A 16,424-nucleotide genomic window follows, 5' to 3' on the forward strand; every position below is an offset into this window, starting at 1 on the left:
CGCACCACTCGAAGGAGTCCCGTTCCATGTCCCAGCCCCCGGATCCGGCCGTACCGCCCGCTCCCGCCTACCCCGGCGAGCCGGCGTACCCGGACGCCACCGTGCCCTCGAGCACAGGCCCGACCGCCGCTCCGCCTCCCTACCCTGGCGTGCCGCCCCAGTACCCTGCCCCCACGCCCGCCTACCCGGCCCCCACGCCCGCCTACCCGACCGCCGGCCCGCCCTACCCGGCAACCGCCCCCGCCTACCCTGCCGAAGCCACCAGCCCCCACTCCACCCCCGCACCCACATACCCCGGCCAAAGCCCCGACCCCGCGCCCCCGTACCCGGCAACCGCCCCCGCCTACCCCGCCGAAGGCACCGGCCCCCACCCCACCCCGGCACCGACATACCCCGGCCAGAGCGCGGACCCCGCGCCCCCGGCATACCCGGGCCCGCCGGGCGCGTCTGCCGGGGCGGCGCACCACGTGGGCGCCCCCACCGCGCCCCTGCCGTCCCCCGACGCTCCCCCGCACGCCCCGGACCCGTCCGAGCCCGCCCCCGACGATCTCGACTACCGGCACCGTGGCGGGCGCGTGCTCGTCGCCGAGCATCAGCGTGGGGCCGACGTGACCGCGATCGGGCGGCTGGCCGTGCAGCTGCCGGGGGCGCTGGTGAGTCTGGCCGTGGTCGGTTCGATCGCCCTCGGGGTGTTCGGCACCGTGATGGGCTGGATCGTCACGGTGGCCTGGCTCTTCAGTGGTGCCCTCGTCTTCCACCGGCCCACCGAGCTGGCGTTCGCCCGGCACGTGCTCAAGCTCCGCCTGCCAACGGCCGAGGAGCGGGCCCGGCTCGAACCGGTCTGGCGGGAGGTGACCGCCCGGGCCGGCATCGAGGCGCAGACGTACGAGCTGATGGTGGAGAACAGCGGCGAGCTGAACGCCGTCGCCGTGGCCGGGCATGTCGTCGGCGTCACCACGTACGCCCTGAACAAGATCCCCAGCAGCAACCTCGCCGCCGTACTCGCCCACGAGCTGGGCCACCACACCGGCGGCCACGCGTGGGCCGGTCTGCTCGGTTACTGGTACTCGCTGCCCGGACGGATCGCCTGGGCCGTGATGCGCGCCCTGGCCCGGATCGCAATCGCCGTGTCCCGCGTGTTCTCGCTGGCCGCCACCGGCTGCGTCTACTTCTTCCTGGGCATGGTGGTGGTCGCCGGGTTCCTCGGCGCCTGGTACATCACCGTCCCGCTGGTCGCCGCCCCGTACCTGCTCGCCTACGTCGGCCGGCGCGGCGAGCTGCGCGCCGACCAGCAGGCCGCCGAGCTCGGTTTCGCCCCCCGGCTGGCCGAGGTGATCCACCACTTCCGGACGGAGGAGGAGACGGCGAAGGCGGCCGCCGTGGCGCAGGGGCAGAAGCTGCAGGAGCCCGGCACCCTGGCCCGGCTGCTGTCCACCCATCCCGACCACGAGACCCGGCTGAGTGCCCTGGAGCCGTACCTCCGGCTCCGTCGCTGAGATCCCCGGGGAAACGCCGAAGGGCGGCCACCCCGAGGGGTGACCGCCCTTCAAGCTGCTCGCTTACTGGTTGTACGGACCGTAGTCGTAGTCCTCCAGCGGAACGGCCTGGCCGGAGCCGGTGCCGAACGGCGAGTAGTCGATGTCGTCGTAGCCGACGGCCGAGTACATCGCGGCCTTGGCCTCCTCGGTCGGCTCGACCCGGATGTTGCGGTAGCGGGACAGGCCCGTACCGGCCGGGATGAGCTTACCGATGATGACGTTCTCCTTGAGGCCGATGAGGCTGTCGGACTTGGCGTTGATCGCCGCGTCCGTCAGGACTCGGGTCGTCTCCTGGAAGGAGGCGGCCGACAGCCAGGACTCCGTCGCCAGCGAGGCCTTGGTGATACCCATCAGCTGCGGACGACCGGAGGCCGGGTGACCGCCCTCCTGGACCACACGACGGTTCTCGGTCTCGAACTTCGAGCGCTCGACCAGCTCGCCGGGCAGCAGCTCGGCGTCGCCGGACTCGATGATCGTCACGCGGCGGAGCATCTGCCGGATGATGATCTCGATGTGCTTGTCGTGGATCGACACACCCTGCGAGTTGTAGACCTTCTGGACCTCGCCGACCAGGTGGACCTGGACGGCACGCTGGCCCAGGATGCGCAGCACGTCGTGCGGGTTGGTGGCACCCACGGTGAGCTGCTGGCCCACCTCGACGTGCTCGCCCTCGCTGACCAGGACCTTGGCGCGCTTCGAGATCGGGTAGGCCGTCTCGTCGCTGCCGTCGTCCGGGGTGACGACGAGCTTCTTGGTCTTCTCGGTCTCCTCGATCCGGACGCGGCCGGAAGCCTCGGAGATCGGGGCGACACCCTTCGGGGTACGGGCCTCGAAGAGCTCGACGACACGCGGCAGGCCCTGGGTGATGTCGTCACCGGCCACACCACCGGTGTGGAAGGTACGCATCGTCAGCTGGGTACCGGGCTCACCGATGGACTGGGCGGCGATGATGCCGACCGCCTCACCGATGTCGACCAGCTTGCCGGTGGCCAGCGAACGGCCGTAGCACATCGCGCAGGTGCCGACGGCGGACTCGCAGGTCAGGACCGAGCGGGTCTTGACCTCCGCGACGCCGTGCTTGACCAGCTCGTCAATGAGCACGTCACCGAGGTCGGTACCGGCCGGGGCCAGCACCTTGCCGTCGACCACGATCTCCTCGGCGAGGCAGCGCGCGTACACGGACGTCTCGACGTTGTCCGCCTTGCGCAGCACGCCGTCCGCGCCGACCTCCGCGATGTGGAGCTTGAGGCCGCGCTCGGTGCCGCAGTCCTCCTCGCGGATGATGACGTCCTGGGAGACGTCGACCAGACGACGGGTGAGGTAACCCGAGTCGGCGGTACGCAGGGCGGTGTCCGCCAGACCCTTACGGGCACCGTGCGTGGAGATGAAGTACTCCAGCACGGACAGACCCTCACGGAACGACGCCTTGATGGGCCGCGGGATGGTCTCGTTCTTCGCGTTCGACACCAGACCACGCATACCGGCAATCTGACGCATCTGCATCATGTTGCCTCGTGCACCCGAGTTCACCATCATGAAGATCGGGTTGGTCTTCGGGAAGTTCTCGTTCATCGCCTCGGCGACCTCGTTGGTCGCCTTGGTCCAGATCGCGATGAGCTCCTGTGTGCGCTCGTCCTTGGTGATCAGACCGCGCTCGTACTGCTTCTGGACCTTCTCGTCCTGCGCCTCGTAGCCGCGGACGATCTCCTTCTTCGCCTCGGGAACGACGACGTCGGAGATGGCGACGGTGACGCCGGAACGGGTGGCCCAGTAGAAGCCGGACGCCTTCAGGTTGTCGAGCGTCGCCGCCACGATGACCTTCGGGTAGCGCTCGGCGAGGTCGTTGACGATCTCGGAGAGCTGCTTCTTGCCGACCTCGTAGTCGACGAACGGGTAGTCCTCGGGCAGCAGCTCGTTGAAGAGCGCGCGGCCCAGCGTGGTGTTCAGGCGGAAGCTGTCACCCTGCTGCCACTCCGGCTCGCCCTCCTCGCGCGCCGGCGGGGTCCAGCCGCGCGGCGGGATGGTGCCCACCGGGAAGCGGATGTCCACGCGCGACTGCAGCGAGAGCTCGCCGGCGTCGAACGCCATGATCGCCTCGGCCACGGACGCGAACGAGCGGCCCTCGCCCTTGACGTCACGCATCTCGCCGTCGGTGGTGAGGAAGAACAGACCGAGGACCATGTCCTGGGTCGGCATCGTCACCGGACGGCCGTCGGCCGGCTTGAGGATGTTGTTCGAGGACAGCATCAGGATGCGGGCCTCGGCCTGCGCCTCCGCGGACAGCGGCAGGTGCACGGCCATCTGGTCACCGTCGAAGTCCGCGTTGAACGCGGTGCAGACGAGCGGGTGGATCTGGATGGCCTTGCCCTCGACCAGCTGCGGCTCGAAGGCCTGGATGCCGAGGCGGTGCAGGGTGGGAGCACGGTTCAGCAGGACCGGGTGCTCGGCGATGACCTCTTCGAGGACGTCGTACACGACCGTGCGGCCGCGCTCCACCATGCGCTTGGCGCTCTTGATGTTCTGCGCGTGGTTCAGGTCGACCAGGCGCTTCATCACGAACGGCTTGAACAGCTCCAGCGCCATCGCCTTCGGCAGACCGCACTGGTGCAGCTTCAGCTGCGGACCGACGACGATCACGGAACGCGCCGAGTAGTCGACACGCTTGCCGAGCAGGTTCTGACGGAAGCGGCCCTGCTTACCCTTCAGCATGTCGCTGAGGGACTTCAGCGGGCGGTTGCCGGGGCCGGTCACCGGGCGGCCGCGACGGCCGTTGTCGAAGAGGGCGTCAACGGCCTCCTGAAGCATGCGCTTCTCGTTGTTGACGATGATCTCCGGGGCACCGAGGTCCAGGAGCCTCTTCAGACGGTTGTTGCGGTTGATGACACGGCGGTACAGGTCGTTCAGGTCGGAGGTCGCGAAGCGGCCACCGTCCAGCTGCACCATCGGACGCAGGTCCGGCGGGATGACCGGGACGCAGTCCAGGACCATGCCCTTGGGGCTGTTGGACGTCTGCAGGAACGCGGAGACGACCTTCAGGCGCTTGAGGGCACGGGTCTTCTTCTGGCCCTTGCCGGTGCGGATGATCTCGCGGAGCTTCTCGGCCTCCTCCTCGAGGTCGAAGGACTCCAGGCGCTTCTGCAGCGCCGCGGCACCCATCGAGCCGTCGAAGTACGTGCCGAAGCGGTCCCGCAGCTCGCGGTAGAGCAGCTCGTCGCCCTCGAGGTCCTGGACCTTGAGGTTCTTGAACCGGTTCCACACCTCGTCGAGGCGGTCGATCTCGCGCTGCGCGCGGTCGCGCAGCTGCTTCATCTCGCGCTCGGCACCCTCGCGCACCTTGCGGCGCACGTCGGCCTTGGCACCCTCGGCCTCCAGCTCGGCCAGGTCGGACTCGAGCTTCTTGGCGCGGGCCTCCAGGTCGGCGTCGCGGCGGTTCTCGATCTGCTGGCGCTCGACCGAGACGTGCGCCTCCAGGGAGGGAAGGTCGCGGGTACGGCGCTCCTCGTCGACGTACGTGATCATGTACGCGGCGAAGTAGATGACCTTCTCGAGGTCCTTCGGCGCCAGGTCCAGCAGGTAGCCGAGGCGCGAGGGGACACCCTTGAAGTACCAGATGTGCGTGACGGGAGCGGCCAGCTCGATGTGGCCCATCCGCTCACGGCGCACCTTGGCGCGCGTGACCTCGACGCCACAGCGCTCGCAGATGATGCCCTTGAAGCGGACGCGCTTGTACTTGCCGCAGTAGCACTCCCAGTCCCGGGTCGGACCGAAGATCTTCTCGCAGAAGAGTCCGTCCTTCTCGGGCTTGAGGGTGCGGTAGTTGATGGTCTCGGGCTTCTTGACCTCACCGTGGCTCCACTGACGGATGTCGTCAGCGGTGGCCAGGCCGATCCGGAGCTCGTCGAAGAAGTTGACGTCGAGCACTATGCGTCAATCCCTCTCAGGGTCGAAAGTCTTTGGTCTGAAACGGGGGCCTGGGGGTCGGCGGGGGCCTCACTCATCGGTGAGGCCCCTGCCGGACTCCCGTCAGACCTCTTCGACGCTGCTCGGCTCGCGCCGGGACAGGTCGATGCCGAGCTCCTCCGCAGCGCGGAAGACGTCCTCGTCGGTGTCGCGCATCTCGATGGACATACCGTCGCTGGACAGCACCTCCACGTTCAGGCAGAGCGACTGCATCTCCTTGATGAGCACCTTGAAGGACTCGGGGATGCCGGGCTCGGGGATGTTCTCGCCCTTGACGATGGCCTCGTAGACCTTCACGCGGCCGGTGACGTCGTCGGACTTGATGGTCAGCAGCTCCTGGAGGGCGTACGCGGCGCCGTAGGCCTCGAGGGCCCACACCTCCATCTCACCGAACCGCTGGCCACCGAACTGGGCCTTACCACCCAGCGGCTGCTGGGTGATCATCGAGTACGGACCGGTCGAGCGGGCGTGCAGCTTGTCGTCGACCAGGTGGTGCAGCTTCAGGATGTACATGTAGCCGACCGAGATCGGGTCCGGGAACGGCTCACCGCTACGGCCGTCGAACAGCTGCGCCTTGCCGGACGGGAGGACCATGCGCTCGCCGTCGCGGTTCGGGATGGTGTGCTGCAGCAGACCCGCCAGCTCGTCCTCGCGGGCACCGTCGAAGACCGGGGTCGCGACGTTGGTGCGCGGGGCGACCTGGTCGGCGCCGATGGCCTGCAGGCGCTGGGCCCACTCGTCCGCGAGGCCGGAGACGTCCCAGCCGCGGCTGGCGAGCCAGCCGAGGTGGATCTCCAGGACCTGTCCCGGGTTCATTCGGGACGGCACACCCAGCGGGTTGAGGATGATGTCGACCGGGGTGCCGTCCTCCAGGAACGGCATGTCCTCGATCGGCAGGATCTTGGAGATGACACCCTTGTTGCCGTGGCGGCCGGCGAGCTTGTCACCGTCGGTGATCTTGCGCTTCTGCGCGACGTAGACGCGGACCAGCTGGTTCACGCCCGGCGGCAGCTCGTCGCCCTCCTCGCGGTCGAAGACGCGCACGCCGATGACCTTGCCGGTCTCGCCGTGCGGCACCTTCAGCGAGGTGTCACGGACCTCACGCGCCTTCTCACCGAAGATGGCGCGCAGCAGGCGCTCCTCGGGGGTCAGCTCGGTCTCGCCCTTCGGGGTGACCTTGCCGACGAGGATGTCACCGGCGATGACCTCGGCACCGATGCGGATGATGCCGCGCTCGTCGAGGTCGGCGAGGACCTCCTCGGAGACGTTCGGGATGTCCCGGGTGATCTCCTCGGGGCCGAGCTTGGTGTCACGGGCGTCGACCTCGTGCTCCTCGATGTGGATCGAGGAGAGGACGTCGTCCTGCACGAGGCGCTGCGACAGGATGATCGCGTCCTCGTAGTTGTGACCCTCCCACGGCATGAACGCCACGAGCAGGTTCTTGCCGAGGGCCATCTCGCCGTTCTGGGTGGCCGGGCCGTCGGCCAGCACCTGGCCGGTGACGACGCGGTCGCCCTCGTTGACGATGACCTTCTGGTTGACCGAGGTGCCCTGGTTGGACCGGGAGAACTTGGCCAGGCGGTACGTGATGTACGTGCCGTCGTCGTTGGCGGTGGTGATGTAGTCCGCGGAGACCTCCTGGACCACACCGTCCTTCTCGGCCTTGACCACGTCGCCGGCGTCGACCGCGGAGCGGTACTCCATGCCGGTGCCGACGAGCGGGGCCTCCGACTTAATCAGCGGCACGGCCTGACGCATCATGTTCGCGCCCATGAGGGCACGGTTGGCGTCGTCGTGCTCGAGGAAGGGGATCATGGCGGTCGCGACCGACACCATCTGGCGCGGCGAGACGTCCATGTAGTCCACGTCCTCGGGGCCGACGTAGTCGACCTCGCCGCCACGGCGGCGGACCAGCACGCGGGCCTCGGCGAACCGCATCTCGTCGTTCAGCGGCGCGTTGGCCTGCGCGATGACGAAGCGGTCCTCCTCGTCGGCGGTCAGGTAGTCGACCTCGTCGCTGACCTGGCCGTCGACGACCTTGCGGTACGGCGTCTCGATGAAACCGAACGCGTTGACCCGGCCGTAGGAGGCGAGCGAGCCGATCAGACCGATGTTCGGGCCTTCCGGCGTCTCGATCGGGCACATGCGGCCGTAGTGCGAGGGGTGCACGTCACGGACCTCGAAGCCGGCCCGCTCACGGGAGAGACCACCCGGGCCGAGGGCGTTCAGACGACGCTTGTGCGTCAGCCCCGACAGCGGGTTGTTCTGGTCCATGAACTGGGACAGCTGGCTGGTGCCGAAGAACTCCTTGATGGAGGCGACGACCGGCCGGATGTTGATCAGGGTCTGCGGCGTGATCGCCTCGACGTCCTGCGTGGTCATGCGCTCGCGCACGACACGCTCCATACGGGCGAGACCCGTACGGACCTGGTTCTGGATCAGCTCACCGACGCTGCGGATACGGCGGTTGCCGAAGTGGTCGATGTCGTCGGTCTCGACCATGATCGTGCGACCGGACTCGGTCACCGTCTCGGTCTCGCCGGCGTGCAGCTTCACCAGGTACTTGATGGTGGCGATGACGTCCTCGGTGGTGAGCACACCGGCGTCCAGCGGCTCGTCCGCACCGAGCTTCTTGTTGACCTTGTAGCGGCCGACCTTGGCGAGGTCGTAGCGCTTCGGGTTGAAGTACAGGTTCTCCAGCAGCGTCTGCGCGGCCTCACGCGTGGGGGGCTCGCCCGGACGCAGCTTGCGGTAGATGTCGAGCAGCGCGTCGTCCTGGCCCTGGGTGTGGTCCTTCTCCAGGGTGGCGCGCATGGACTCGTACTCGCCGAACTCCTCGAGGATCTGCTCGGTCGTCCAGCCGAGCGCCTTCAGCAGCACGGTGACCGACTGCTTGCGCTTGCGGTCGATACGGACACCGACCATGTCGCGCTTGTCGATCTCCATCTCCAGCCAGGCGCCCCGGGACGGGATGATCTTGGCGGAGAAGATGTCCTTGTCGGACGTCTTGTCGATGGTGGAGTCGAAGTAGACACCGGGGGAACGGACCAGCTGGGACACCACGACACGCTCGGTGCCGTTGATGACGAAAGTGCCCTTGTTCGTCATGAGCGGGAAGTCGCCCATGAAGACCGTCTGGGACTTGATCTCACCGGTCTCGTTGTTGGTGAACTCCGCGGTGACGAAGAGCGGGGCGGCGTACGTGAAGTCGCGCTCCTTGCACTCGTCGATGGAGTTCTTCGGCGGCTCGAAGCGGTGGTCCCGGAACGTCAGGGACATCGACCCGGAGAAGTCCTCGATCGGGGAGATCTCCTCGAAGATCTCCTCCAGACCGGACTTGGTGGGGACGTCCTGACCGTTCTCCAGAGCCTCCTCGACCCGACTCTGCCAGGCGGTGTTGCCGAGCAGCCAGTCGAAGCTCTCGGTCTGCAGCGCGAGCAGGTTCGGAACCTCGAGAGGCTCCTTGATCTTTGCAAAGGAGATGCGCAGCGGGGCGGTGCTGGCGCCGTTGTTCATATTCGCGGTCGAGGCATTGCGCGAGGCGGCCAAGAGGGGGTCCTTCCGAGGGCTCGGACTCACTACGCGCGTGCCGGCCCCTCTCCCGTACACAGAGACAGAAACCCCAGGTCAAGGTGGCTTTTGTCGTCAGTGCTCGAGTGAGGGCAGACCCCTGGTGACGGGCAGGGGACAGCTAACAGGCAGCGCAAAGGGTCAGTGTAGCCACTTGGCACACTGATGTCCAGTGCGGGTTTGTCGGGACCCTCGCTGTACTCACCGCTCTTGTCAACGCCCTCGGCATGCCGCCCTCAACGCACGTTGATACTGCCCTCTTCGTCGTCGATCCATGCCTCGGATTCGGATCCTTGTGACGACGCGTCCTGAGAATTGCGCGCTGCGTGCGGTTCGTCAAGGGCCTCCAGCCGGAACCCCGCCCTCCTGAGACAGGACGAAGATCACCTTACCCCTCACGAACACAGGTGCAAGGCAGCCCGGGCCGGACACCGGGGAACGCCGAAGGGCGACCACCCGGATGGATGATCGCCCTTCGGTGCGTTCGCGTTACAGCCCCAGGGGGGACGTTTTCACGGTCCCAGCCCTAGGAGGCCGTCTCTGCGGTCGCGAAGGTCTTACTTGACCTCGACGGACGCGCCGGCGCCCTTGAGGGCCTCGGCGGCCTTGTCGGCGGCCTCCTTGTTGACCTTCTCGAGGACCGGCTTCGGGGTGCCGTCGACGAGGTCCTTGGCCTCCTTCAGACCCAGGGAGGTCAGCTCACGCACGACCTTGATGACCTGGATCTTCTTGTCGCCGGCGCCGGTGAGGACGACGTCGAACTCGTCCTTCTCCTCGACGGCCTCGGCGGCCGGGGCACCCGGGGCGCCGGCGGCGGCAACCGCGACGGGGGCGGCGGCGGTGACGTCGAACTTCTCCTCGAACGCCTTCACGAACTCGGCGAGCTGGATCAGGGTCATGCCCTCGAACTCGGCGAGCAGTTCGTCCTGGGTGAGAGCCATGATGGCTTTCCTTCCACTAAATCGGCTGGTGCCGGATGTACATGACTGGCGGGCGTACGTTCGGCCCGCTACGACCGCTGCCTGGCGGCGGCGGTCATGATGCGAGCCGAATTACTCGGCACCGCCCTGCTCGGCCTGCTTGGCGCGCAGCGCGTCCACGGTGCGGACGAGCTTCGACGGGAGCGCCTGGAAGAGCGCGGCAGCCTGGGACTGCTTGCCCTTCATGGCGCCCGCCAGCTTGGCGAGCAGAACCTCGCGGGACTCGAGGTCCGCAAGCTTCTTGATCTCGTCGGCGGAGAGGGCCTTGCCCTCGAGGACACCGCCCTTGATGACGAGATTGGGGTTGTCCTTGGCGAAGTCACGCAGACCCTTCGCCGACTCCACCGGGTCACCGGTGACGAAGGCGACGGCCGTCGGGCCAGCGAAGAGCTGGTCCTCCAGCGTGATCCCGGCCTCCTTGGCCGCAATCTTGGTCAGCGTGTTCTTCACCACGGCGTACTGGGCGTTCTCACCGAGCGACCGGCGCAGCGTCTTGAGCTGCGCCACGGTGAGACCGCGGTACTCGGTCAGCACGGCGGCGTTGGAGCTGCGGAACTTGTCCGTCAGCTCGGCAACCGCGGCAGCCTTGTCGGGCCTCGCCATAGAGCCTCGGCCTCCTTCCGGGTGATTCGGACCGCGCGGACCCGAAGGAGGACTGGGGAAAACGAAACGCCCCGGCGCAGGCGCTCGGGGCGGACTCGACCGGCCGCACACGCGCTCGGCGCGCGCACTCCGGGAGTTCTTCCACTGTCACCTGCGCGGGTCGCCCACTTTTCAGCGGATCCTTCGGCCACCGCGCCCTCGTTCGAGCGCACGGCAACGACCAGCGGTCTTTGGCTTCTGGAAGAGAGTAAGGGACGGGGGCACCGCCGAGCAAATCGGGTCAGGACGTCGTGGTGCTGCTGCCCGTCGCGGTGCCGTTGGGCAGGCCGCTGGACTTCATGAGCTTGGCGAAGTCCAGCGTGTCGGAGGCCGGCGGGGCCTCGGTGGTGACGGGAACGCCGTAGTCGCTGTAGTAGGCGGTGTTGACCATCTCACCCTTGGTCGTGGCGGCCTTCTCGATCTTCTTCACCGGCAGGTTCTGGTCGTTGAGCCAGATGTCGACGGTCTCGGTGGCGATGCCGGCCTGGTCGAGCTGCTTCTTCAGGGCGGCCAGTTGGTCCGCGCCGAGGTTGCTGCTCCTGCCCGCGAAGTCGGCGACGTTCACCGTGCCCGCGTAGTGCGTCATACGGACGCCGGAGACGGTCTCCTGGCCGACCTTCTCCACGTCATGGGAGGCCAGCAGCAGCTTCACCGTCTGGGTCGGGGTGGCGGTGCGTATCTGGTCCTTCAGGTACGACCCTGAGGCGCCGCTGACCTGGGCGAGGAGGTCGTACGAGTACTTGATCCAGTGCTTGCCGCCCAGGCGCTCGGCGGACGTGCCGCCCAGGCTCGCGTAGTAGGCGTCCGGCAGGTAACGGGCCTGCACCGACGGCGCCGCGCCGACCTTGTGCATGGCCTCGGCGATCTTGCCACCGGTGAAGGTGATGGCGAGGCTGCCGGTGAGGCCGTTGCCCCAGCGCATGGTGCCGTTTCCCGACATCGACATCACATCGCCGATGACCAAGGTGGAGCGCACCTTCGCCGAGTCCGCCTTGTCGGTGGACTGTTCGGCCGTGCGCAGCACGGCGGCGACGGGGCTGAGGTGGATCGTCTCGCCGCCGGCGGCCTTGTCCCCCTTGCCGGAGCTCGAGGAGGAGCCGCAGGCCGCCACGGAGGTCAGCGCGGCGGCAGCGGCCATGGAAAGGGCCGTACGGCGGACGTCGTGCTCTTCATCTGGTCCCACCCCTATGAGAACTCGTGTGTCCTGCACGGTAACTCAGGCCACTGACAGTCGTACGAGAGTTCGCACGAAGAAAGGGCGGGCCCCGCACCCAGAAGGTTGCGGGGCCCGCCCTCACTCACGCGTACCTGACGCGGCTACCGGGGTGAGCGGATGGCTCAGACGGCGGCCGGGTCCTCCTCGACGAGGAGGTTGCGGGTGCGGTTCGGGTCGACCGGGATGCCGGGGCCCATCGTGGTGGTGATGGCGGCCTTCTTGATGTAGCGACCCTTGGCGGCGGACGGCTTCAGACGGAGGATCTCCTCCAGCGCGGCGCCGTAGTTCTCCACCAGCTTGGCGTCGTCGAAGGACGACTTGCCGATGATGAAGTGCAGGTTCGAGTGCTTGTCGACGCGGAACTCGATCTTGCCGCCCTTAATGTCCGTGACGGCCTTGGCGGTGTCGGGGGTGACGGTGCCGGTCTTCGGGTTCGGCATCAGACCACGCGGGCCGAGGACGCGGCCGAGGCGGCCGACCTTGCCCATGAGGTCCGGGGTGGCGACGACGGCGTCGAAGTCCAGACGGCCCTTCGCCACCTCGTCGATCAGCTCGTCGGCGCCGACGATGTCGGCGCCCGCGGCACGCGCGGCCTCGGCACGGTCGCCGGTCGCGAAGACCAGGACCCGGGCGGTCTTACCGGTGCCGTGCGGAAGGTTCACGGTGCCACGGACCATCTGGTCGGCCTTGCGCGGGTCGACACCCAGACGGAAGGCGACCTCGACGGTGGCGTCGAACTTGGTCGTGGAGGTCTCCTTGGCGAGACGGACGGCCTCGAGCGGGGCGTACAGCTTCTCCCGGTCGACCTTGGCGTCCGCAGCGCGGAGAGCCTTGCTGCGCTTGCTCACAACTTGCTCCTGTGTGTTCTGAAAGGAGTCGTGGTCCCTGGGCCGAGCAGGCCCTGCCACGTGCGACCGGCTACGGCCGCATGACTGCTGAGGGGGGTTGAGGTCAGCCCTCGACCGTGACGCCCATGGAGCGCGCGGTACCGGCGATGATCTTCGCCGCGGCGTCCAGGTCGTTCGCGTTCAGGTCGGGCATCTTGGTCTGGGCGATCTCGCGGACCTGCGCCTCGGTGATCTTGGCGACCTTGGTCTTGTGCGGCTCGCCGGAGCCCTTCTCGATGCCCGCGGCCTTGAGGATCATCTTCGCGGCCGGCGGCGTCTTGGTGATGAAGGTGAAGGAGCGGTCCTCGTAGACCGTGATCTCCACCGGGATGACCCAACCTCGCTGCGACTCGGTCGCGGCGTTGTAGGCCTTGCAGAACTCCATGATGTTGACACCGTGCTGACCCAGCGCGGGGCCGACCGGCGGAGCCGGGTTGGCGGCACCGGCCTGGATCTGGAGCTTGATGAGCCCCGTGACCTTCTTCTTCTTGGGAGGCATAGCTCTCCGGGTCCTTTCATTCGGGTCCATGCCCGCGCGAGGATCAGATCCTGACGCAGGCATACCGCACAACGATAACGGGTATAGATGCGCGGCCAAAAACCGAGCAGGTCAGACCGGCTGAAGCAGCCCGCCTGACCTGCGCGGAAGAGCGACGTCCAGAAATGGACTTGTTCTTCTGGATCAGTTCTTCTGGATCTGGTCGAAGGACAGCTCGACCGGCGTCTCGCGGCCGAAGATCTCCACCAGGCCCTTGACCTTCTTCGAGTCGGGGTTGATCTCGTTGATGGTCGCCTGCAGCGTGGCGAACGGGCCGTCGGTGACGGTGACCGAGTCGCCGACCTCGAAGTCCAGCACCTGGACCTCGACCTTGCGCTGCGGGGCCGGCTTGCCCTCGGCCTCGGCGGCCTCGCGGGCGGCCTTCTCCTCGGCCTCCGGAGCGAGCATCTTGACGATCTCGTCCAGGGTCAGCGGGTACGGGTCGTAGGCGTTGCCGACGAAGCCGGTGACACCCGGGGTGTTGCGGACGACGCCCCAGGACTCGTTGGTCAGGTCCATGCGGACCAGGACGTAACCCGGCAGCTTGTTCTGCTTGATCGTCTTGCGGTCGCCGTTCTTGATCTGGACGACCTCCTCCTGCGGCACCTCGGCCTGGAAGATGTAGTCCTCGACGTTCAGCGAGACGGCGCGCTGCTCCAGGTTGGTCTTCACGCGGTTCTCGTAACCGGCGTAGGTGTGGATGACGTACCACTCGCCGGGCAGGGAACGCAGTTCCTCGCGCAGTGCCTCGACGGGGTCGACGGGCGCGGCCGGCTCCTCCTCGGCGGCCTCCTCGGCCTCGGCGGCAGCCTCTTCGGCCTCGTCCTCGTCCTCGACGTTCAGGGCAGCCTCTTCGGCCGGCTCCCCCGCCTCGGCCTCGGCAGCCTCGAACTCGTCCTGCTCGTCCGCGCCCTCGACGATGTCGAGCTCGTCGTCCACCATCTCGGCAGCGGTCCCGCGAGGCTCGATGGCGTCGTCGTTCAGGTTCGGGTCAGACACGATGGCTGCTTCTTCCTGGATACATAGGGGTGGAACATGCGAAAACGGGCGCCGGTGCCACGGCGCCCTTCGCTCTTGGCTCAGCCGAAGACGTACTTGGCCGCGTGGTTGAGCCCATAGTCAATCACGGTCACCAGCGCGATCATGATGGCGACAAAGAAGATCACCACGGTGGTGTACGACGTCAGCTGGTTGCGCGTCGGCCAGACGACCTTGCGGAGCTCCGCGATGATCTGGCGGTAGAAGGTGGCGAGGCGCTTCAGCGGGCCCTTCTTGGCGCGCTTGCCGCCCTTGCGGGCCTTCTTCTTGGACTCCTGCACTTCATCCTGGGCGTCAGGCGTGTCGATGGAGCCCACGGCGTCCGTCATTGTCCTCACCTGGTCCCGGGTCGTGGCCGTGCCGCGCCCGGTTTCTGAGCCGCACGGCGGTGCATTGCTGTACGTACATGCGCACACATCCTGGCGGTGTGTGTAGCAGGGCCGGAGGGACTTGAACCCCCAACCGCCGGTTTTGGAGACCGGTGCTCTACCAATTGAGCTACGACCCTTTGTGTGCCCCCCAACGTACCGCATCCAAACGGGTGCGCGGTGTGCACCGGTTTCGGCAGCGGCTTCTGAAGGCCAACGAGGTGAGAGTGTACGTGGTCCGCGGCCCGGCGTCGAACAGAAAGCGCCCGTCCGGGGCCACTTGACCAAAGATCGTCCTGGCCGGGGGCCGGATTCGGACCCGTGTTCACGTCACGACTCCTCCTTGTTCAGTCCGTGAAACCCGTGTGCCGGGGACATTTCCGGTCTGGAACGATGGGCTCCATGAGCGCTGCAACCCCACCCACCGAGCGCCGGGTCTCCGCCCGAGTCGGCGCGATCTCCGAGTCCGCCACCCTCGCCGTGGACGCCAAGGCCAAGGCCCTGAAGGCCGCCGGGCGTCCGGTGATCGGCTTCGGCGCCGGTGAGCCCGACTTCCCGACCCCGGACTACATCGTCGAGGCGGCCGTAGAGGCCTGCAAGAACCCCAAGTACCACCGCTACACGCCGGCCGGCGGCCTGCCCGAGCTGAAGGCCGCCATCGCCGCGAAGACCCTGCGCGACTCCGGCTGGGAGCCCGACGTCTCGCAGATCCTCGTCACCAACGGCGGCAAGCAGGCCATCTACGAGGCGTTCGCCGCGATCCTCGACCCGGGCGACGAGGTCATCGTCCCGGCGCCGTACTGGACGACGTACCCGGAGTCGATCCGCCTGGCCGGCGGTGTCCCGGTCGAGGTCGTGGCCGACGAGACGACCGGCTACCGCGTCTCGGTCGAGCAGCTGGAGGCGGCGCGCACCGAGAAGACGAAGGTCGTGCTCTTCGTCTCCCCCTCCAACCCGACCGGCGCGGTCTACACGGAGGCCGAGACCGAGGCGATCGGCCGCTGGGCCGTGGAGCACGGCCTGTGGGTGCTCACCGACGAGATCTACGAGCACCTGGTCTACGGCGACGCCGCCGCGGTGTCCCTGCCGGCGTTGCTGCCCGAGCTGCGCGACAAGTGCGTCGTCGTCAACGGTGTGGCGAAGACGTACGCCATGACCGGCTGGCGCGTGGGCTGGGTCATCGGCCCCAAGGACGTTGTCAAGGCCGCGACGAACCTGCAGTCGCACGCCACCTCGAACGTCTCCAACGTGGCCCAGGTGGCCGCCCTGGCCGCCGTCTCCGGTGACCTTCAGGCCGTGGCGAAGATGCGCGAGGCCTTCGACCGGCGCCGCAAGACCATCGTGCGGATGCTCAACGAGATCGACGGCGTGGTCTGCCCCGAGCCCGAGGGCGCCTTCTACGCCTACCCGTCGGTCAAGGCCCTGCTCGGCAGGGAGATCCGCGGCAAGCGCCCGCAGGACACCGTCGAGCTGGCCGCGCTGATCCTGGAGGAGGCCGAGGTCGCGGTCGTCCCGGGCGAGGCCTTCGGCACGCCGGGCTATCTGCGGCTGTCGTACGCGCTGGGCGACGAGGACCTCGTCGAGGGCGTGAGCCGCATCCAGAAGCTGCTGGCGGAGGCCAAGGCCTGAGCCGGTCCGTTTGTGGTCCATTTTTGGACAGGGGCACCCTGAATGCTCGGGGCGCCCC

At 67.7% G+C, this 16,424-nt stretch carries 11 protein-coding genes and 1 tRNA gene; 2 read left to right on the forward strand and 10 right to left on the reverse strand.

Features of this window, described 5'->3' with window-relative positions:
- Positions 1–26: 26 nt before the first annotated feature.
- Positions 27–1,496: a M48 family metalloprotease gene (locus ACFYZB_RS18255; protein ID WP_388759397.1), complete on the forward strand. Its 1,470-nt coding sequence runs from the start codon at positions 27–29 to the stop codon at positions 1,494–1,496.
- A 63-nt stretch (positions 1,497–1,559) separates the two neighbouring features.
- Here the strand turns inward: ACFYZB_RS18255 and ACFYZB_RS18260 are convergent, their stop codons facing one another.
- From ACFYZB_RS18260 to ACFYZB_RS18305, 10 genes are all read right to left on the reverse strand, one after another.
- Complete coding sequence (locus ACFYZB_RS18260) at positions 1,560–5,459, reverse strand: DNA-directed RNA polymerase subunit beta' (protein WP_388759399.1); 3,900 nt, start codon at positions 5,457–5,459, stop codon at positions 1,560–1,562.
- 102 nt (positions 5,460–5,561) lie between these two features.
- Entirely contained in the window at positions 5,562–9,047 is a 3,486-nt protein-coding gene (gene rpoB / locus ACFYZB_RS18265) for a DNA-directed RNA polymerase subunit beta (protein ID WP_388759402.1), read from the reverse strand.
- Between the two features lie 578 nt (positions 9,048–9,625).
- Positions 9,626–10,009 carry a 50S ribosomal protein L7/L12 gene (rplL, locus tag ACFYZB_RS18270; RefSeq protein WP_388759405.1) on the reverse strand — a complete coding sequence of 128 codons (384 nt, stop codon included), beginning with the start codon at positions 10,007–10,009 and terminating at the stop codon, positions 9,626–9,628.
- Positions 10,010–10,120: 111 nt separating this feature from the next.
- Positions 10,121–10,651: a 50S ribosomal protein L10 gene (gene rplJ, locus ACFYZB_RS18275; protein ID WP_208899324.1), complete on the reverse strand. Its 531-nt coding sequence runs from the start codon at positions 10,649–10,651 to the stop codon at positions 10,121–10,123.
- A gap of 280 nt (positions 10,652–10,931) precedes the next feature.
- Positions 10,932–11,828, reverse strand: coding sequence for a hypothetical protein (locus ACFYZB_RS18280; protein WP_388759408.1), 897 nt, complete (start codon positions 11,826–11,828; stop codon positions 10,932–10,934).
- Between the two features lie 200 nt (positions 11,829–12,028).
- Positions 12,029–12,754, reverse strand: coding sequence for a 50S ribosomal protein L1 (gene rplA, locus ACFYZB_RS18285; protein ID WP_388759411.1), 726 nt, complete (start codon positions 12,752–12,754; stop codon positions 12,029–12,031).
- Between the two features lie 103 nt (positions 12,755–12,857).
- Positions 12,858–13,292, reverse strand: coding sequence for a 50S ribosomal protein L11 (gene rplK / locus ACFYZB_RS18290; RefSeq protein WP_030345386.1), 435 nt, complete (start codon positions 13,290–13,292; stop codon positions 12,858–12,860).
- 183 nt (positions 13,293–13,475) lie between these two features.
- Positions 13,476–14,330, reverse strand: coding sequence for a transcription termination/antitermination protein NusG (gene nusG, locus ACFYZB_RS18295; RefSeq protein ID WP_388759414.1), 855 nt, complete (start codon positions 14,328–14,330; stop codon positions 13,476–13,478).
- A gap of 80 nt (positions 14,331–14,410) precedes the next feature.
- Positions 14,411–14,698, reverse strand: a complete 288-nt coding sequence (gene secE / locus ACFYZB_RS18300; protein WP_132857187.1) for a preprotein translocase subunit SecE — start codon at positions 14,696–14,698, stop codon at positions 14,411–14,413.
- Positions 14,699–14,804: 106 nt separating this feature from the next.
- Positions 14,805–14,877, reverse strand: a tRNA-Trp gene (locus tag ACFYZB_RS18305).
- A 262-nt stretch (positions 14,878–15,139) separates the two neighbouring features.
- Between ACFYZB_RS18305 and ACFYZB_RS18310 the strand changes: the two genes are divergently transcribed.
- Positions 15,140–16,366: a pyridoxal phosphate-dependent aminotransferase gene (locus tag ACFYZB_RS18310; RefSeq protein WP_351214401.1), complete on the forward strand. Its 1,227-nt coding sequence runs from the start codon at positions 15,140–15,142 to the stop codon at positions 16,364–16,366.
- Positions 16,367–16,424 lie beyond the last annotated feature (58 nt).

Source organism: Streptomyces sp. NPDC001852 (assembly GCF_042891825.1).
Lineage (GTDB): Bacteria > Actinomycetota > Actinomycetes > Streptomycetales > Streptomycetaceae > Streptomyces.

Coding starts and splice junctions, on each gene's coding strand:
- rplJ (WP_208899324.1), bottom strand. CDS start 10,651: ATGGCGAGGCCCGACAAGGCTGCCGCGGTTGCCGAGCTGACGGACAAG.
- ACFYZB_RS18255 (WP_388759397.1), top strand. CDS start 27: ATGTCCCAGCCCCCGGATCCGGCCGTACCGCCCGCTCCCGCCTACCCC.
- rplK (WP_030345386.1), bottom strand. CDS start 13,292: ATGCCTCCCAAGAAGAAGAAGGTCACGGGGCTCATCAAGCTCCAGATC.
- rplL (WP_388759405.1), bottom strand. CDS start 10,009: ATGGCTCTCACCCAGGACGAACTGCTCGCCGAGTTCGAGGGCATGACC.
- ACFYZB_RS18280 (WP_388759408.1), bottom strand. CDS start 11,828: ATGGCCGCTGCCGCCGCGCTGACCTCCGTGGCGGCCTGCGGCTCCTCC.
- ACFYZB_RS18310 (WP_351214401.1), top strand. CDS start 15,140: ATGAGCGCTGCAACCCCACCCACCGAGCGCCGGGTCTCCGCCCGAGTC.
- secE (WP_132857187.1), bottom strand. CDS start 14,698: ATGACGGACGCCGTGGGCTCCATCGACACGCCTGACGCCCAGGATGAA.